At 40.9% G+C, this 17,313-nt stretch carries 17 protein-coding genes; 11 read left to right on the plus strand and 6 right to left on the minus strand.

The window, feature by feature from the left end; translation table 11 throughout:
* Positions 1-27: 27 nt before the first annotated feature.
* Positions 28-819, minus strand: coding sequence for a cyclic nucleotide-binding domain-containing protein (locus PL11201_RS14720; protein WP_079679700.1), 792 nt, complete (start codon positions 817-819; stop codon positions 28-30).
* 325 nt (positions 820-1,144) lie between these two features.
* On the opposite strand from PL11201_RS14720, the gene PL11201_RS14725 reads away from it, so the two are divergent.
* The 7 genes from PL11201_RS14725 to PL11201_RS14755 all read left to right on the plus strand — a co-directional run bounded on the left by PL11201_RS14725 (position 1,145) and on the right by PL11201_RS14755 (position 6,506).
* On the plus strand, positions 1,145-2,260 hold the full coding sequence (locus tag PL11201_RS14725) for a sulfate ABC transporter substrate-binding protein (RefSeq protein WP_079679701.1): 1,116 nt from the start codon (positions 1,145-1,147) through the stop codon (positions 2,258-2,260).
* A gap of 49 nt (positions 2,261-2,309) precedes the next feature.
* Entirely contained in the window at positions 2,310-2,636 is a 327-nt protein-coding gene (locus tag PL11201_RS14730) for an NIL domain-containing protein (RefSeq protein ID WP_079679702.1), read from the plus strand.
* 43 nt (positions 2,637-2,679) lie between these two features.
* Positions 2,680-3,552, plus strand: coding sequence for a sulfate ABC transporter permease subunit CysT (cysT, locus tag PL11201_RS14735; protein WP_079679703.1), 873 nt, complete (start codon positions 2,680-2,682; stop codon positions 3,550-3,552).
* Between the two features lie 30 nt (positions 3,553-3,582).
* Complete coding sequence (gene cysW, locus PL11201_RS14740) at positions 3,583-4,419, plus strand: sulfate ABC transporter permease subunit CysW (RefSeq protein ID WP_079679704.1); 837 nt, start codon at positions 3,583-3,585, stop codon at positions 4,417-4,419.
* A 46-nt stretch (positions 4,420-4,465) separates the two neighbouring features.
* Positions 4,466-5,512, plus strand: coding sequence for a sulfate/molybdate ABC transporter ATP-binding protein (locus tag PL11201_RS14745; protein ID WP_079679705.1), 1,047 nt, complete (start codon positions 4,466-4,468; stop codon positions 5,510-5,512).
* Between the two features lie 323 nt (positions 5,513-5,835).
* Positions 5,836-6,156 (plus strand): hypothetical protein, encoded by a 321-nt coding sequence (locus PL11201_RS14750; protein WP_079679706.1) that lies wholly within the window; start codon positions 5,836-5,838, stop codon positions 6,154-6,156.
* A gap of 146 nt (positions 6,157-6,302) precedes the next feature.
* Positions 6,303-6,506 carry a hypothetical protein gene (locus tag PL11201_RS14755; protein WP_079679707.1) on the plus strand — a complete coding sequence of 68 codons (204 nt, stop codon included), beginning with the start codon at positions 6,303-6,305 and terminating at the stop codon, positions 6,504-6,506.
* Positions 6,507-7,153: 647 nt separating this feature from the next.
* On the opposite strand, the gene PL11201_RS14760 is transcribed toward PL11201_RS14755, so the two are convergent.
* On the minus strand, positions 7,154-7,837 hold the full coding sequence (locus PL11201_RS14760; protein ID WP_079679708.1) for a matrixin family metalloprotease: 684 nt from the start codon (positions 7,835-7,837) through the stop codon (positions 7,154-7,156).
* A 383-nt stretch (positions 7,838-8,220) separates the two neighbouring features.
* On the opposite strand from PL11201_RS14760, the gene PL11201_RS14765 reads away from it, so the two are divergent.
* Entirely contained in the window at positions 8,221-10,170 is a 1,950-nt protein-coding gene (locus PL11201_RS14765) for a diguanylate cyclase domain-containing protein (RefSeq protein ID WP_079679709.1), read from the plus strand.
* 60 nt (positions 10,171-10,230) lie between these two features.
* Here PL11201_RS14765 and PL11201_RS14770 read toward each other — a convergent pair whose 3' ends face one another.
* Complete coding sequence (locus tag PL11201_RS14770) at positions 10,231-10,833, minus strand: class II aldolase/adducin family protein (RefSeq protein WP_079679710.1); 603 nt, start codon at positions 10,831-10,833, stop codon at positions 10,231-10,233.
* A 504-nt stretch (positions 10,834-11,337) separates the two neighbouring features.
* On the opposite strand from PL11201_RS14770, the gene PL11201_RS14775 reads away from it, so the two are divergent.
* Both PL11201_RS14775 and PL11201_RS26080 read left to right on the plus strand, forming a co-directional pair.
* Positions 11,338-12,546 carry a WecB/TagA/CpsF family glycosyltransferase gene (locus PL11201_RS14775; RefSeq protein ID WP_079679711.1) on the plus strand — a complete coding sequence of 403 codons (1,209 nt, stop codon included), beginning with the start codon at positions 11,338-11,340 and terminating at the stop codon, positions 12,544-12,546.
* Positions 12,527-12,709 carry a hypothetical protein gene (locus PL11201_RS26080; protein WP_144017773.1) on the plus strand — a complete coding sequence of 61 codons (183 nt, stop codon included), beginning with the start codon at positions 12,527-12,529 and terminating at the stop codon, positions 12,707-12,709. Before PL11201_RS14775 ends, PL11201_RS26080 begins: the two co-directional genes overlap by 20 nt.
* Here the strand turns inward: PL11201_RS26080 and cofH are convergent.
* On the minus strand, positions 12,689-13,837 hold the full coding sequence (cofH, locus tag PL11201_RS14780; protein ID WP_079679712.1) for a 7,8-didemethyl-8-hydroxy-5-deazariboflavin synthase subunit CofH: 1,149 nt from the start codon (positions 13,835-13,837) through the stop codon (positions 12,689-12,691). The two genes, PL11201_RS26080 and cofH, sit on opposite strands and share 21 nt — an antisense overlap.
* 131 nt (positions 13,838-13,968) lie before the next feature.
* Between cofH and PL11201_RS14785 the strand changes: the two genes are divergently transcribed.
* On the plus strand, positions 13,969-15,198 hold the full coding sequence (locus PL11201_RS14785; protein WP_079679713.1) for a tetratricopeptide repeat protein: 1,230 nt from the start codon (positions 13,969-13,971) through the stop codon (positions 15,196-15,198).
* A gap of 101 nt (positions 15,199-15,299) precedes the next feature.
* Here the strand turns inward: PL11201_RS14785 and tgt are convergent, their stop codons facing one another.
* On the minus strand, positions 15,300-16,460 hold the full coding sequence (gene tgt / locus PL11201_RS14790; protein WP_079679714.1) for a tRNA guanosine(34) transglycosylase Tgt: 1,161 nt from the start codon (positions 16,458-16,460) through the stop codon (positions 15,300-15,302).
* Positions 16,461-16,486: 26 nt separating this feature from the next.
* On the minus strand, positions 16,487-16,939 hold the full coding sequence (locus PL11201_RS14795; RefSeq protein ID WP_079679715.1) for a hypothetical protein: 453 nt from the start codon (positions 16,937-16,939) through the stop codon (positions 16,487-16,489).
* Positions 16,940-17,313: the final 374 nt, after the last annotated feature.

Below are 17,313 nucleotides of genomic sequence, written 5' to 3' on the forward strand. Positions count from 1 at the left end.
GCCTCCCCTGCCTCCCCTGCTCCGTAACTACTTCAACGGCCACCACGAAACCTTATCCCGGGTGGCACTATAGGTTTCTTTAAGTCTTTCGGGGTCAATGACTCGAATCGTATCTTCTGAAGAATCATTGGATTTAGCCGCTTCAATTAATTTAACTTTCTGCATTCCCTTGAGAACTTGTTCAACGGTGCGGTGGTTTAACTGACAGGAACGGGCAATCACATCAATAGGCAAATCGAAGATATAAACTCCGTCGGACTGGGGTTGATTTCCCAGACTGCGTTCTTGATAGACCAATGCCCTGAATAGCGCCGCCACGGCTTGAGGAGGATAGGAACTACAATTGAGCAGATGATACTGAAATTTTTCCCGCAGTTCAAAGAATTTATCATAACGTTCCCGCACCACTGGGCTATCCTGATAAATTTCTTTCAGGGTATCCAGGGGAAGTTTAATCACATCGGTGGTTTTATAGGCTTCGACTAAACTAGGAAAGGCTCGACTCATCTGGCCAAAACCAAAGGGAAGATTTCTCATCCCGAAACATCCCCCCGGGTAGCTGATGGCGATAATCCGGTCTAGGGGTGTACTCCGAGTAATAATAGGCCCGCCATTAATAATAATATAGAGAACATCTAAAAAGATATTGGGACGAAAAGCCGTGTAGACAGGACGATTAGAATACAGTTTTTCTATAGTCAGGACTGGGGAAAGATACGGAGCCAGCCACTTAACTTCCAAGTCTCGGAATAGGTAGTTACTCTGAATCAAAAGTTTGGCTAACTCTGCTTCATCTGCTGAGGGCAATTGTGCTGGCATATTTTACTTCCCTAGTTTGACTCCACCGGATTGAATAGTTGTGGCTGGTCTAGGGGTGGCAATGCCGGACGTACATTTCCTAGAACACCATTTTTTGGGGCTGAACACCAGAGCACGATAGCATCGATTGGACTGCCTTTGATGGGGCTGTTGGGTCAACCTATATGTATTTTGACATGGTAAAGACATTGATTGATAAATTTAAGTTTTTAATTTTTGTAATGCAGATGTATTGAAATTCAAACTAACTTAGTATAGAATCCAAAGGCAGTCAAAAACAAAAGACTGTGTAAATAAATTCCAGACGGATTTCAGGAGTGTGATAATGCGAATCAGTTCACCGTTACCCCCAAAACGTTTCTCTGCTAAGTCTATTGGCTATGTCCTGACTGGACTTGCACTCAACTGCATGGTGGTAGCTTGCTCCTCACCCAACAATACCGCCAACAATCCCTCTCCTAACGCCACGAATAGTCCCGCGCCCCAAGCCGCCCAAACGGATAAACCGATTAAACTCACCCTCGTATCCTACGCAGTCACTAAAACTGCCTATGAGAACATCATTCCTAAGTTCGTAGAACAGTGGAAAGCCCAAACTGGACAAACTGTAGAGTTTGAACAAAGTTATGGGGGTTCAGGCTCCCAAACCCGTGCGGTTATCGATGGACTCGATGCCGATGTGGTGGCTTTAGCCCTAGCTGGAGATACCGCCAAAATAGAGAAGGCTGGACTCATCCAACCCGGTTGGGAACAGGAACTTCCCAATGAGTCAATTGTGCATAAATCCGTCGCGGCTTTGGTGCTTAGGGATGGCAATACCAACGTTAAGGGATGGTCGGATTTGACCCGGGATGATGTTCAAGTCATTACAGCCAACCCCAAAACCTCCGGTGGAGCTAAGTGGAATGTCCTGGCTTTGTGGGGTTCCGTCACCCAAGCCGGAGGCACTCCAGAAGAAGCTCAAACCTTTGTAGAAAGTGTCTTTCGTCGAGTTCCGGTGCTGCCAAAAGATGCCAGGGAAGCCAGTGATGTCTTCTACAAACAGGGTCAAGGCAATGTTTTAATTAATTATGAAAACGAGGTGATTTTAGCTGCTCAAAAAGGGGATAAACAACCCTATATTGTGCCGACGGATTATAACATTTCCATTGATAACCCCGTTGCGGTTGTCGATAAAAATGTGGACAAACATGGAACCCGTCAGGTGGCAGAAGCTTTTACCAAGTTCTTGTTTACACCGGAAGCTCAAAAAGAGTTTGCCAAAGTCGGATTTCGACCCGTTGAACCCACAGTAGAAGCCGAATTTGCTACCCAATTTCCTAAAGTTGAAAAACTGTTCACCATTAAGGATTTAGGAGGTTGGAAAGAGGTGGATACTCAGTTTTTTGCGGATGGAGCAATTTTTGATCAAATCCAAGCCAAAATTTCCCAATCTAAATAGAGATTGATTCAGTCCCTAAAATTCTAGTCATTGATTTGAGGAGATTAAAATGTCTTTAAATTCTCCGAATATTGATCAAGAAAATACAGATTTATCTGGATTAAATGCTAGAGAAAAATATCAATCTGATTCCCGAATTAGAGTCAGAATTCCCAAGGAATACCACCAAGAACCCGTGATTTCTCGCCTAGCTTCCGATTATGGTTTACAAGTGAACATTATTGGAGCAATTTTAGGTCAGAATGCCAGGGAAGATGGTTGGTTTGATTTACTCCTGAAAGGAACTCCCCAACAAATTGATAGCGCCCTGATTTATCTTTCCGATTTGGATGTTGAAATTTGGCGGGATTCCCAATCAGAAGTAGATGGTTGGTAAACAATCAATTCAATTCCTATTCCCCGTAGAGTATTAAACATTAATGGTGACCTCTGTAGACCCGTTTAAAACCCAGAAACCCGCTTTTAATAACCCTTTAAAGGAATTTTGGGGGCGGCTTTCTTTTCCTTGGGTTTTTACCTTTTCCTATCTGATTTTCATGTTAATTCTGCCCTTTGCAGCATTAATTACAAAATCCTTAACCATATCCCCCCAGGAATTTTGGAAAATTGCCTTTAGTCCTGTTGCCATGAGCGCTTATAACGTTACTTTTGTAACCGGTTTAGCCGCTGGGGCAATTAATGGAATCATGGGAACCTTAATCGCTTGGGTGTTAGTTCGTTATAGCTTTCCTGGGAAAAAATTAATCGATGCCGCCGTTGATTTACCCTTTGCCTTACCCACTTCGGTTGCTGGTTTAGTCTTAGCAACGGTTTATAGTGATAACGGTTGGATTGGACAATTTTTTGCCCCCTTTGGGATTAAAATTGCCTTCACCCGTTTAGGGGTTTTTGTTGCCATGTTGTTTATTTCCTTACCCTTTGTGGTACGAACTTTACAACCGGTTATGCAAGAAATGGAACGGGAAACGGAGGAAGCAGCTTGGTCATTGGGTGCATCGGAATTCCAAACTTTTGTCAGGGTTTTACTGCCGCCCTTAATGCCACCAATTTTAACCGGAATTGCCCTGGGATTTTCCCGGGCTGTAGGAGAATACGGTTCAGTAGTAATTATTTCTTCGAGTATTCCCTTTAAAGATTTAATTGCCCCAATTTTAGTATTTCAGCGCTTAGAACAATATGATTATGTAGGTGCGACGGTCGTGGGTACAGTCCTCTTAATTATCTCATTGTTCTTATTAGTATTAATCAATGCGTTGCAACAGTGGGGACGCCGTTATTCTCTGAAAAGTTAAGATTTTTAACTCTTTAATTGTTTACCTTTTATGGCATCTTCGCAACCAAATTCTGCTCAATCTCAGTCATTCCCTTGGGTTAAATGGCTGCTGATTGGCATTGCTTTACTCTATCTGGCTCTGGTTTTATTTATTCCAGCCGTAGCCGTTTTTTACGAAGCCTTTCATAAAGGCACCCAAGAGTTTATCACGGCTATAAATACCAGCGACTTTCAAAAAGCAATGCAACTAACTTTAATCATTGCTTTGATTGTTGTTCCGACCAATACGGTTTTTGGACTCTGCGCCGCTTGGGTGATTGCTAGAAATCAATTTAGAGGTCGTACCTTATTAATTAGTATTATTGACCTGCCCTTTGCTATTTCTCCCGTGGTAGCAGGGTTAATGATTGTGCTGTTATATGGTCGCAACGGTTGGTTTGGGCCAGCGTTAGAAAACCTGGATATTAAGGTGTTATTCTCCCTCCCAGGAATGGTGCTCGCCACACTATTTGTTTCTTTACCTTTTGTGGCTAGAGAAGTGATTCCAGTTTTAGAAGAATTAGGTTCAGAACAGGAAGAAGCCGCCCGCACTTTAGGGGCTCAGGATTTCCAAATTTTCTGGCGTGTTACCCTCCCGAATATTAAATGGGGTTTGCTCTATGGTGTTCTCTTAACTAATGCTAGAGCTATGGGTGAATTTGGAGCCGTAGCCGTTGTTTCGGGATTAATTGCAGGTCGGACTTTAACCTTACCAACTTTTGTGGAACAAGCTTACAAAAACTATCAAACCGAAGCCGCTTTTGGTGCTGCCACTATTTTAGCTTTATTGGCTTTAGTAACTTTAGTTCTCAAGGAGATATTAGAGAGAAAAACCAGTCATGGTTAAGACATTTTTGACCGATTCTAATTCCACTATTTTATTGTGAGGTACTATGGGTATTCTAGTTAACAACGTTTCTCAAGTATTCGGTAATTTTCAAGCTTTAGATAATATTAACTTGGAAATTAAAGATGGCACCTTAGTCGCCTTATTAGGGCCTTCTGGTTCAGGAAAGTCTACTTTATTAAGAGCGATCGCCGGATTAGAACCTCCTACTGGTGGACAAATTATTATTCATGGTCAGGATCAAACCCACTTAGATGTCCGACGTCGCAATATTGGATTTGTATTCCAACATTATGCCCTATTTAAACATCTCACTGTCCGTCAAAATATCGCCTTTGGTTTAGAAATTCGCAAACATCCTCGGCAAAAAATTAAAGCCAGAGTCGAAGAATTATTAGACTTAATTCAGTTAACTGGATTAGGAAATCGTTATCCCTCTCAACTTTCTGGTGGTCAACGTCAACGAGTGGCCTTAGCCCGGGCTTTAGCCGTGCAACCCCAGGTTTTATTACTCGATGAACCCTTTGGGGCCTTAGATGCCAAAGTTCGCTTAGAATTGCGCAGTTGGTTACGTCAATTGCATGATGAAGTTCACGTTACCAGCGTTTTTGTCACCCATGACCAAGAAGAAGCCATGGCGGTGGCGGATGAGATTGTGGTGATGAATAAAGGCAGAATTGAACAGGTGGGAAGCCCCTCAGAAATTTATGATCACCCGGCGACCCCCTTTGTTATGCAATTTATCGGTAGCGTGAATCTGTTACCCCGTCATACAACACTCTTTCAAGATTTTGATTTAGATTCTACTGCTGCTAATATTTTTGTTCGTCCCCATGATCTGGAATTACATACCAGTAATTATCAACAACTTAGTGCTGTTGCCCAGGTGAAACGGTTGACTCATTTGGGCTGGGATATTCAAGTGGATTTAACCCTAGCCGATGGCGGTGAAATTGTTGCCCATTTAAGTAAAGAACAGTTGAACAAACTGGAACTGCAAGCGGGTGATCAAGTTTTTGTCCAGCCCAAACGGGGATATAACGGCGATACCTGCGAAATTATATTGGAAGAACCCGCCGTAGCAGTCCACTAAAACCCCAAATCCCTTTAACCGCCTCCTATCCCTTCTCCATACCGGAGAGGGGTTTTTTATTCAGGAAAGGATAATCATTAACCGGAAATTTTACAAAAAATAACGATAACAGCAAAACCACTTGCTCAACTGTCACATCCGTTACATAATTAGATTCCGTCTTTCGGCGTATAGGTAGGGAAGATTTTGATAACGGGGAAAAAACTGGAACAATTTCTCCTGTAAAAATCGACTTTACTAGAGATACTGATCATATCAAGATCAATCGTATCCTACTTCCAAACATCCGATATAATCATCAAACTAAAGTAGAGGTTGACGACATGAAAATCATTCAAGGATATAACCCGTTACAGCCTGCTTCCCCACTAAAAATTCGCAAAGCTAGTGGTGTAACCATTGTTGAGAAATCAGGTGATCATCTCTATGTATTACCCGATGAAAACCATAATAAAGCTGTAACAGAGTTTAATAAAATTGGCTATTTTGATATTAATAATTGGGCAGAACAAGCAACAGATTTAGATGGATTCTACTTTATTAATGCTATTACCAAAACAGGAAACTATTTAGGTTCAGAATGGAATGACATTATTTTAGGACTTAAATTCAGAGGATTGGCGACTTACGTTTCTACTAATTAATCTCTGATTTAATCAGTTTAACTGGAGGATTTGTCCTTTAATTCTCAACAATTTACCCATCCCGATAATCATATTGGTACTCAATCATCCTGATCCCAAGTCAACGGGTCTGTATAGATTACAAATTGACCTGACCGGATGGAAGCATGAACAAGGCATTATCGGGAACATCTATTGATATCCAGGGTATCGTTAGCAAAATTTACGCCACAGGCAAAATTACCCGCGCCGACCAAAACGGGTTAATGGCTTTAGTTTTTTCTGACCAAGTTTTGGGGTTACGCGAATGCAAACAAATCAGTGAAATTATTAATCGTTTAAACAACGGATGGTTAAAAGTCATAGATTAAAGCGTTATTTATACTAACTAATTGAAATTGCTGTTATTAATTATTGCAAAATATTAAACTGTGTAAATTTTAGTAAATTTGGGGTTGGTGATCGCAAAAGTCATGCTAACTTAATAGGTATAGGACACCACTCAACAAAACGCAACTGTTGATAACAACCCCGCCGGATTAAATGCCTGTGTCCGTTCCGCTTTAATCCCATTGCAACGCCGTCAGTGGCACTGTGAACTACCCAACTGTTGATATTGTAGAGGGTCAAGAACTCGCCTGGAGCTTCCAAACGATAACGATTGAGTTGGCTTTGGGGTCAATATCAGAACAAAGGTCTGTATCGACTTTCCTAGTGCAATACTTCTGATTGGATAAAGTTGCAATCTGTTGTCCACCTTAGTTTAGTGTTTTGCTTTTTTCGTTAACTTATCTGAAATTTGCTTGAGTCAACTTAGTTTGTTTTATAACGATTAAGGTCTGGTTGTTCTGTACCAGACCTTAGTCATTGGGACTGGATTTTTGCGTTATAGCAGTCGCGCTTTTGATGGTATTTGATTAAGACTGATCCAGCAAATCTGACTGTTAATTCTTTCCTCCCTATTACCTATTACCTATTCATAATTCGTAATTCATAATTCGTAATTCGTAATTACCCACTACAATACAGGCCATCCCAAGCGAGTCGGTTGCTGATAAATCCGTTTTAAAGTATTAATATCTCTAGCAGAAATAGGCGGGGGTTCTCGAACTTGGGAAAAATACATGACATCTGTGGGTTCAGGACTATGACCCCAAATTCCTAAAGCATGACCAAATTCATGAAGGACGGCGGCTTGAATATATTTTCCGGTTTGGGTGGGACTTAACCAAATCGTAAAGCGGTGGGATAAATAGGGAAACCCTTGGGGGGTATATTTAACCGAAGTTTTGTAACGGGTTTCTGCGGAACTGGCGCGTTTTTTCTGGGGGTCTAGGGGAGGATTTTTTCTGATAATTTCAATATCAGCATTTTGCGGTTCTTCAACAAGATTTAAAGGCAAATAATTATCCCATTTAAAAATAGCAGATGTAATACTTTCTTTCCAGTTTTGATCGGAAACGGGATTTTCAATATAAACTTTGATCGGAAAGTTTGAAAAAACTAAATAACCAAAATTAGGGGCTTCAATTTTATCAAAATAATCACCTTGGTTATTTGAGTCTTGCCAATGTTCTAAACTTTCTGGTAAAGGGTGAGGTTGAAATGGAATTTTGTCATCGGTTGCAATAGTTGAGATTTGACTGATTAAAACTATAAAAAATGTTGTTAAAACCAGTCCTATTAAAGAATGACGCTTCATTTTAATCAGTAATTAAGTTGTGCCGCTTCTGTTACTGATAATCAATTATACACATTGCCATTATATCAGATTATATGTCTAAGTTTGTGTAATCTTGTCTAATTTTTTACTTTCTGTTAAAAACCCCAACTGACGATGGAGAGTGTTAGAATGCGGGCAATAACTGAGTTTCAAATTTTATGCCTGTCCACGGTATCATATTTTACAAAAATTCAACACCAAAAATGTGTTATAGATATGTTTAGAATCGCATCCCAATCAAGTTCCTAGATTCTTAGCCTCTCAACCCACTTGTATCAATTGAATCCCAATTTACCATCTTCTTGCTTGTGTGCTAATTCAAACCAAATATAATCGGTAGTTATTCCAGGTTACCTTAAGGTATGTCTCCATCTCCGAGTCTTCAGGAAAATCAACGATTAGAAGCACTTTATCATTACAACATCCTAGATACGGCTTCTGAAGCAGCATTTGACCGAATTACGCTTTTAGCCTCTCGGTTGCTCGGGGTTCCGATTTCCTTGGTCAGTTTAGTTGATCAAGATCGAATTTGGTTTAAATCCCGCCAGGGACTTGATTGTCCTCAAGTTGATCGAGAAGGCAGTTTCTGTGGTTTTGCCATGTATAATCAGGGCGTTTACTGCATCAATGACACCCTAATTGATCCCCAATGGTGTGATCATCCCTTAGTCACGGGAGAGTTTGGTCTGCGGTTTTATGCGGCGGCTCCTTTGTGTACGTCCGATGGACAACGCTTAGGAACCCTTTGTGTGATGGATCATCACCCCCATGAATTAAGTGAATTGGAAGTGCAAACCCTGCAATCTCTGGGGGAATTGGTGATAGAACAGTTGGATTTGCGTCTGGCGTCCCAACGGTTACAACAAACGGAAATCGCCCTGATGCAAAGTGAAACTCGTTTTCGGGCGTTAGTGGAACAGGCGGCGGATGGATTTCTGTTGCATGATTTTAATGGCCGGATTTTGGATGTGAATGAATTTGCTTGTCAGAGTTTGGGCTATAACAGAAAGGAACTTTTAAGTTTATCCCTTCAACAGATAGAAGTCGATCCGCTGCCGCTAATATTTTTTCAAAGTTTAGTCCAGGGTCAACCCATAACCCTACAACGAACTTACCGTCGCCAAGATCAAACCACTTTTCCGGTGGAAGTGCGCCTGGGGTTAATTCAAGTTGGGGAACAACAATTAATTCATACTTTGGCTCGGGATATTAGCGATCGCTTAGAAATTGAACAACAACTCAAACAGCAAGCGGAACGAGAACGACTGAATACCCGACTCACCCAACGCATACACGAATCCCTAGAATTAAGTCAAATTCTCAATACTACCGTTACAGAAGTTCGTCAGGCTCTACAGAATGAACGGGTGATTATTTTTCGTTTTGATAGCGATAAAGAGGGAGAAGTCTTAACAGAATCCTGTGCTCAGGGGTGTTTTTCTCTATTAGGTAATCGATATAAGGATTGTTGCATTAAGGAAACTTTGAGTCTGGAAAAGACCGATCAAGTTAAATCCGTTGCCGATATTTACACAGATAATTTAAGTTGTTGTGATCAAGAACTATTAATTAAACTTAAAATTCGAGCTTATTTAGTCACTCCGATTTTGCATGGACAAAAAATGTGGGGGTTGCTAGTCGCTCATCAATGTTCAAGTCCTCGAAAATGGCAGGTTTGGGAACAGGAATTATTAGTTTCTTTAGCTGCACAACTGGCGATCGCCATTCAACAATCAGAACTTTATCATCAGTTAAAAATTGTCAATCATGAATTAAAATATTTGGCAACTTTTGATAGTTTAACCGGAATTGCTAACCGCCGTTATTTTGATGAATATTTACAAATTCAGTGGTATCAATTATCTCAGGAACAAGCCCCCTTATCGGTGATTCTCTGCGATTTAGATTTCTTTAAACCCTATAACGATACCTATGGACATTTAGCAGGGGATCAGGCTTTGCGAGAGGTAGCTCAGGCTATTTGTAAAGCCATGAGATATCCTACGGATCTCGTCGCTCGATATGGGGGGGAAGAATTTGCCGTTATTTTACCCAAAACCGGGGTAGCAGAAGCTATTTTAATCGCCCAAAATATTCAAAAACAGATTGAAAAATTGCAGATTATTCACTCGGGTTCATCGGTGGGTTATTATATGACCTGTAGCTTAGGAATTGGCATGGTTATTCCCTCGCAAAATATGAATTCTAAACAATTAATCGAAATCGCGGATCAAGGACTCTATCAAGCTAAAGCTCAAGGACGTAATCAATATGTTGTGTCTTCATTATCCCCTTCTATGTCGTTAAATTAGGCTTGACATTGTTATCTGGTGTTCCGGTGCTCTCTTTTAAGCCTAAATTTTGGATACAACTCAAATAGGATTGCTATAGTTCATTAATATTTCTCCCGCTTCATCCAAATCTTTTCCCAAGGTTAAAAATCCATCTTCGTGTCCAGCCATCACTAATATTTTTTGCTGACTTAAATTTTCTTGATCAAACAATCTAAACATTTCCTTGGCCATTTCTGGGGTTCCATATTGAACTTGTTTAAGGGTAGTTGGAACTTGATATAATAGATTGTGCCAAAGTTGGGGGTGATGAACATGAATAATGGCATTAATCTGGGGTTGATAACTATAAATTGCGGCATGGGTTAGGGATTCAGAGGAGGCTTGAATTGGCCCGCAACAGGTGAGATGATTATGTTGAATATCAAAATCCGTCACAACGGTATAATGTTCGGGTTCCGATTGAGCTAAATGTCCGGTTTGACTCCCGGAAATAATAAATTGTAAAGTATGAGGAATACGGATACTGATGTTTCCAAATCCAATGCCATTGTCATAAACTCCAATTAATCCTAATTTATGAATGCGATTCCGCCATTGGATTAAAGATTTGATCGATTCAAGGGCAACTGCTTCCCCCAAAACCCATTCACAGGAATATTTGACGATGCCTTCATCAATCATTGTCCACCTTCGAAACCTTAACTGGCCTGATTATTTTACAGATAATTGTTAGCAGGAGTCAGAATACACTCAGCGATTTTAAGGTAAATATACCAGTAAGATGTGATTCTATAACAAAATTTTCAACCGGAGGGGATTTTTACCAAATCTTTACATAAATTCTCATGAATTTTTACAAAAAAAGTTAGCTGAAATGCCGGATTTTGTTGTAGAATTGATGTATTCATGACCGCTTTCCTCTACTTAATATAACTACCAAGTCGTAGCTCCTCATTGATCGATTAGCTACACTAATAGGTTAGTAACAGATAGAGCTAAGTCTCTGAATCGAAGAAACGGGTGGCAAAATCAAGAAAATCTAAAAGAAACACAAGTTAACAATTCAATCGTTTCACCATCAGGTCGTAGCCAATAGCGGAGTCGAGTGTCGTGGTATGATTTCGACTGGGCTATCGCTAAATTGAGCTAATCCCATTATTTTTTAGGACAGGACGGAAAAACCCTATGGATGACGAAATTAACATCCTCAATGTACGGATTCATAACATTACCATCATCGAGCTTCTGGAACGACTGGGTTCCGAGGGTGGTACTGTCGTTACGCCTAATGTTGATCACTTGATGAAGTTGCAAAAAGATCCAGAATTCTACGAGATCTATAAGGGTTCAACCTACCGAGTTTGTGATAGTAAAATCCTGATTTATGCTTCCAAATTTTTAGGTCAACCCATCAAAGAAAAAATTTCAGGGTCAGATTTATTTCCAGCATTCTACGACTACTATAAAGACAATAAAGAAATGACCATCTTTTTGATGGGAGCCGCCGAGGGAGTCGCTAAACGTGCTCAGGAAAAAATCAATGCCAAAGTCGGTAGAGAAATGATTGTAGAGTCCTATTCTCCTTCCTTTGGGTTTGAGAAAGATGAGGTAGAATGCCAACGGATTGTCACTCGCATTAACGAGTCTGGAGCTACCGTATTAGCCATTGGTGTCGGCGCCCCCAAACAAGAAAAATGGATTGCTAAATACCGAAATCAACTCAAAAACGTCAAAGTTTTTCTGGCGATTGGTGCAACAATTGACTTTGAAGCGGGAGAAAAAAAACGCTCTCCCAAATGGATGAGCGATCTAGGAATCGAATGGTTATACCGCCTATTTTCAGAACCCGGACGGATGTGGAAGCGGTATCTAGTTGAGGATTTTCCTTTTTTCTGGCTACTAATATTACAAAAGTTAAAACTGTATAACCCTCCGTTTTCCACCCGACAAGAATTTGTGAATTGGGAATCTCCCCGCTTAGGACAATTGCTTAGTAAAGCTGGTTTATTATCTGCTGAACAAGTAAAGAAGATTTTAGAATTACAAAAGAAACAACCGGAAAAACGCTTCGGTGCTTTCGTCGTAGAGTTAGGATGGCTGGAACAGGAAACTGTCGATTTCTTCGCCGACTTCTTGCCCGAATTAGGACTTTCTAAACATCGACATCCTTTAGGTTACTATCTCTATAAAGCTAAATTGTTAGACGAATCTCAAATAGACTCAATCCTAGAAGAACAAGGCCGATTGAACCTGCGATTTGGAGAAGTTGCAGTGATGAAGGGTTGGGTAAAACAGCAAACCCTTGATACGGTTTTAGATTACTTAACTGAAGAATTAAATGGTAGTTCCATCGAAGAATTAACTGAAGAATTAAATGGTAGTTCTGTCGCCTAAAAATCAAAGTTTCTGTTTTGTCCTTCCGACTCGTCAAGATGATTTAATCTTCATCCCGGCGAGTCTTTTCTATTACCCATTACCCATTACCCATTACCCATTACCCATTACCCATTACCCATTACCCATTACCCATTACCCATTACCCATTCGTAATTCGTAATTCGTAATTATAAAGCGTATCCCGTTGTTGATAGGGACGCCCCAGGGAGGCGATCGCATTTTTCAAGGTTTCGGGTTCCATGCAAGTGCCACCTTTAGCACCCGCCATGGTAGTAATGTGTTCCTCCATTAAAGTACCACCGATATCATTACAACCCCATCGCAAGGCTTCCTTCGCCCCTTCTAACCCTAATTTCACCCAACTGGGTTGATGATTAGAAATCCAATTTCCCAGAAAAATTCGAGCCACGGCTGTTAATAACAGGGTATCGGCTAAAATCGGTTGATCCCGTCCCACCCGTCGTCGCAAAGGGGCTGGAGCCATTTCTCCCACAAACGGTAAAATAATAAATTCCGTAATTCTAGCGGGATAATTCTGGGCCTTTTGTTGTAGCGATCGCAACTGATCTAAATGGTGCATTTGCTGTTGAGGTGTTTCAATATGACCCGATAACATGGTACTCGTGGTCGGAACCCCCAAACGGTGGGCTGTTTCCACAATTTCTAACCAAGTGGCGGTATTAATTTTTTCAGGACAAATAATATTTCGGACTGAATCTGCTAGAATTTCCGCAGCCGTTCCCGGCATCGAACCCACCCCCCCATCTTTCAAAGCTATAATCACATCCGCATAACTAAGATCATCTTCTCGGGCGATAAATTGGACTTCTTGGGGTGAAAAACCATGAAAATGTAGGTGAGGAAATTCCGTCTTAATGGCTTGGACTAAATTCAAATAATAGGGTAAGGATTTTCCTTGAATTTTTGCTTCTAAGTTCAACCCCCCCTGCATACAAATTTCCGTCGCCTCCCTTACAACTGCATCGGCTGTTTTTTCCAAAATTTGCTCAATTTCTAACCAAAAAGCTCCCTCCTGCCCCGCATCTCGACGAAAGGCACAAAAGCTGCAATGCTGTTCACAAATATTCGTAAAATTGATATTGCGATTAATAATATAAGTTACCGTTTCCCCAGCTTGTTGCGATCGCAAAGTGTCACTCACCACCCGAATATTCTCCAGAATAGCTGGATCAGTTTGTTCGAGCAAAATCACTCCCTTCTCCGGGGATAGGTCATCACCTGCTAAGGCACGGTTAAGAATGGTATCAACAGTTAAATTTAGGAGCATTTTGATCAATATTAAATAGAGGTGAACTTAATCGCGGGTGGGATAGGAGAAATCACCGAATATCAATTCTTTGTGTTTCCCCATTCCCTTATTTTTTCTCTCATATCCGGTGTTTATTCTTAAATATTGCCATGAATAATTCGTTATTGTTTCAAAACCGATTTTTTTTATTAAAATCCCTGGGTATTTTAACGGCTAGTGCGGGAGTCTTGCCAGTTTCCCTCGGCGTAGGAGTCGGTTTGTTGTTGCTCCATACACCCCCTTTCACTTTTATCGGGGGACAATCAATGATAGTTCTAGCTCAAACCCCAGTAAAACCTGATATTAATGCTTTATTTAAAAGCGGAATTGAACAATTTCGTCAAGGGTTATTTCCCGAAGCCTTAGCTACATTTAAAACGGTTTTAGAACAACAACAAAAACAAGGTAAACCCGAAGAAATTGCGGAAACTCTCACTTATATTGGAGAGGTTTATAGCAATTTAGGCAACGATACAGAAGCCTTAAAAGTCCTACAACAAGCTCTCACGTCCTATCGACAATTAAATCAACAAGCGGAAAACAAAAATCCAGAGTATCAAACAGGAATCAGTCGGAGTTTAAATTTAATCGGATTTTCCTATCGCAATCAAAACAAAGTCTCAGAAGCATTAAAACTTCATCAAGAAGCTTTACAAATTGCTCAGTCTATTAATGATCGACCAAATATTGCCGAAGCCTTACATAATTTAGCCTATGATTATAGCAGTTTAAAACAATATGATCAAGCCCTAAAATTCTATCAAGACGCCCGAAAAGTTCGGGAAGAAGTGGGGGATAAACGGGATCTCAGTCGCACATTAAATAATTTAGGGGCGTTATATTTAGTTCAAGGAGATACCCAAAAAGCCTTAGAAATCTATCAACAAGCCCTAGCCCTGCGGCGTCAAATTGGCGATCAAGCTGGAGTCGGGCGGCTATTAGGTAATATGGCGTTATTATATCGTCAATTAGGAGACGATACCCAGGCTTTAGTCTATTTAAAACAAGCGTCAGAATTCATGACTCGAATTGCGGATCATACTGGGGCGGCGAAAATTCATAATTTGATCGGAGAAATTCAGGAAAAATTAAAACAACCTGATCAGGCTTTAAGCTCCTATCAAAAAGCAATTGAACTTGCAAAATTAGCCAATGATCAAAATAATTTAAGCACCGCTTTGAATAATTTAGCAACGCTTTATTATGCTCAAGGGGAATATTCCCAAGCCCTCCAAACCTGGAAAGAAGTCTTAGCCATTCTGGAAAAAACCGGAAATCAAAAAGCAGCCCAGGAAACCCAACTCAGAATTGAGGAATTAGAGAAAAAACAGGGGGGTTAAACTTTGTGTCTTTGTGGTTAAATTAAACCTTGCCATTGTTAAGATACTAAAAATGTCAAAAATCAATGAAGAAGCCCTGAAGGGCTTACTACGGGGGAAGGTTAATGATCGGAACGTTTGTCAATTTCGTAGTCCTCTAAGGTGGCTTCGGCATCCGTTGAGGTGAGCCAAAATTTAAACTCATCCGCAAACCGATGATTTAAAATCGACTCTCGAATGCGTTGGGTAAACCGAATTAATTCGGTAACATTATGAATGGCAATTAGGGTATAACTCAAAACTTCCTTTGCCCGTACCAAATGACTCAGATAAGCTCGACTAAAATTTTGACAAGTATAACAGGGGCAAGTGGCATCTAAGGGGCGATAATCCTCCCGAAATTGAGCATTTTTTAAATTCCATCGTTCTCCTTGAACCAACGCCGCCCCGTGACGGCCCAAACGAGTGGGAATCACACAATCAAACACATCTACCCCAGCCGCGATCGCTTGGGCCATTTCTCGATAGGTTCCGATTCCCATGAGATAACGGGGTTTATTAAACGGTAAAATGGGGGTTGTCACCTGCACAATCTTTTCAATTAAGGCCGAAGGTTCCCCCACACTCACCCCACCAATGGCATATCCGGGGAGATCAAATTCCACTAAATCTCGCGCCGCCTGTTGTCGTAAATCCGCATGAACGCCCCCCTGAACAATCCCAAATAACGCTTGGTCAGGCCGTTTATGGGCTTTAATACAGCGTTCTAACCAGCGTTTTGTCCGTTCCGTGGCCTTGACAACCGCCTCCCGGGTCGCCGGATAGGGGGGACATTCATCAAAGGCCATAATCACATCGGCCCCTAATTCGTTTTGAATTTGGATCGAAAGTTCCGGGGTAAAGTTAATCAGGCGTCCATCATGGGGGGAACGAAAGGTAACACCTTCTTCGGTAATAGTATTAATTTTACTTAAACTAAAAACTTGAAACCCGCCGGAGTCCGTCAGCATGGGGCCATCCCAGCCCATAAACCGATGGAGTCCCCCCGCCCCGGCCACAATCTTTTCCCCGGGTTGTAAATGCAGGTGATAGGTATTAGATAACACCATCTGGGCGCCCGCATCCTTGAGATGTGCTGGAGTCAGAGTTTTGACATTGGCGAGGGTTCCCACGGGCATAAATCGCGGGGTTTCTACCCAACCATGGGGAGTATGAAATAAGCCAACACGGGCTTTAGTTTGACTACAGCACGCCTGAACTTCAAAGGAAAAAGGATGTGACATAAAACAATAGAAAACGGCTTAATTACTTAGAATGGGCAGTCTTCATCATCAAGGGGATTCTCCCAATTTGATGACAAAACTTGATCCATGACCGCATCAAGAGCCGCTGTATTAAAGTTACGATTAAATTGTTCTTGTAAGGGATTTGTTAAGGGAATTAATCGTAATAATCTCCCTCCTTCTTGAACTAGATCAAAATAAGTTTCTTGCTCAGGAGATTGTTTGAGTTCTAAGTAATCGAAACTATAAACATTCAAATACAACGAATGATTGGCAACTAAAGTCGCCTGTTGAGGATTGGCAAAAACTTCTAGGATGTATCCTTCTGCTTCGCTGTACACTTGTCCGTCTTGAATATTAAGATAACGGACGCGACCCAAATCAACAAGCAGTTTCTGCATATCCCGCTTGTTAACAATGATCCCCGTATCAATAATGCAAGGAGCAGACACCCTGTAGTCTAATTGATCATAACTCATGGAACAAAAGCCTCAGATGTAATCTGTGAATTACAGAATGGCGATGATTCTGTTGAATGAAATTTGTAGGTTTGAAATTTTCCCATCCCGAGGTCTTGAGGAATTGTAAATAAAGGCATCTGGCTATACAGGTAGAAGAGCGACCATACACCTGCTAATGGGTAAACCTTCAATCTCTTGTTCCTCTATTCCTTCTCTAATCTTTGATCGTTGAAATTAATCAAAAAGGATGGATTTGTTTTTGGATCGGCGATTTAACAACCCTGGAGTTGGTGAACTCTGGTGCCAGGTATTTTGACTTTCAGACAAAACCTGAGTTGTTATTTCAATTCTGGCATAACCTAGAAAATATTTATACATCTATGCCAATTTAA

This window comes from Planktothrix sp. PCC 11201 (assembly GCF_900009135.1).
GTDB lineage: Bacteria > Cyanobacteriota > Cyanobacteriia > Cyanobacteriales > Microcoleaceae > Planktothrix.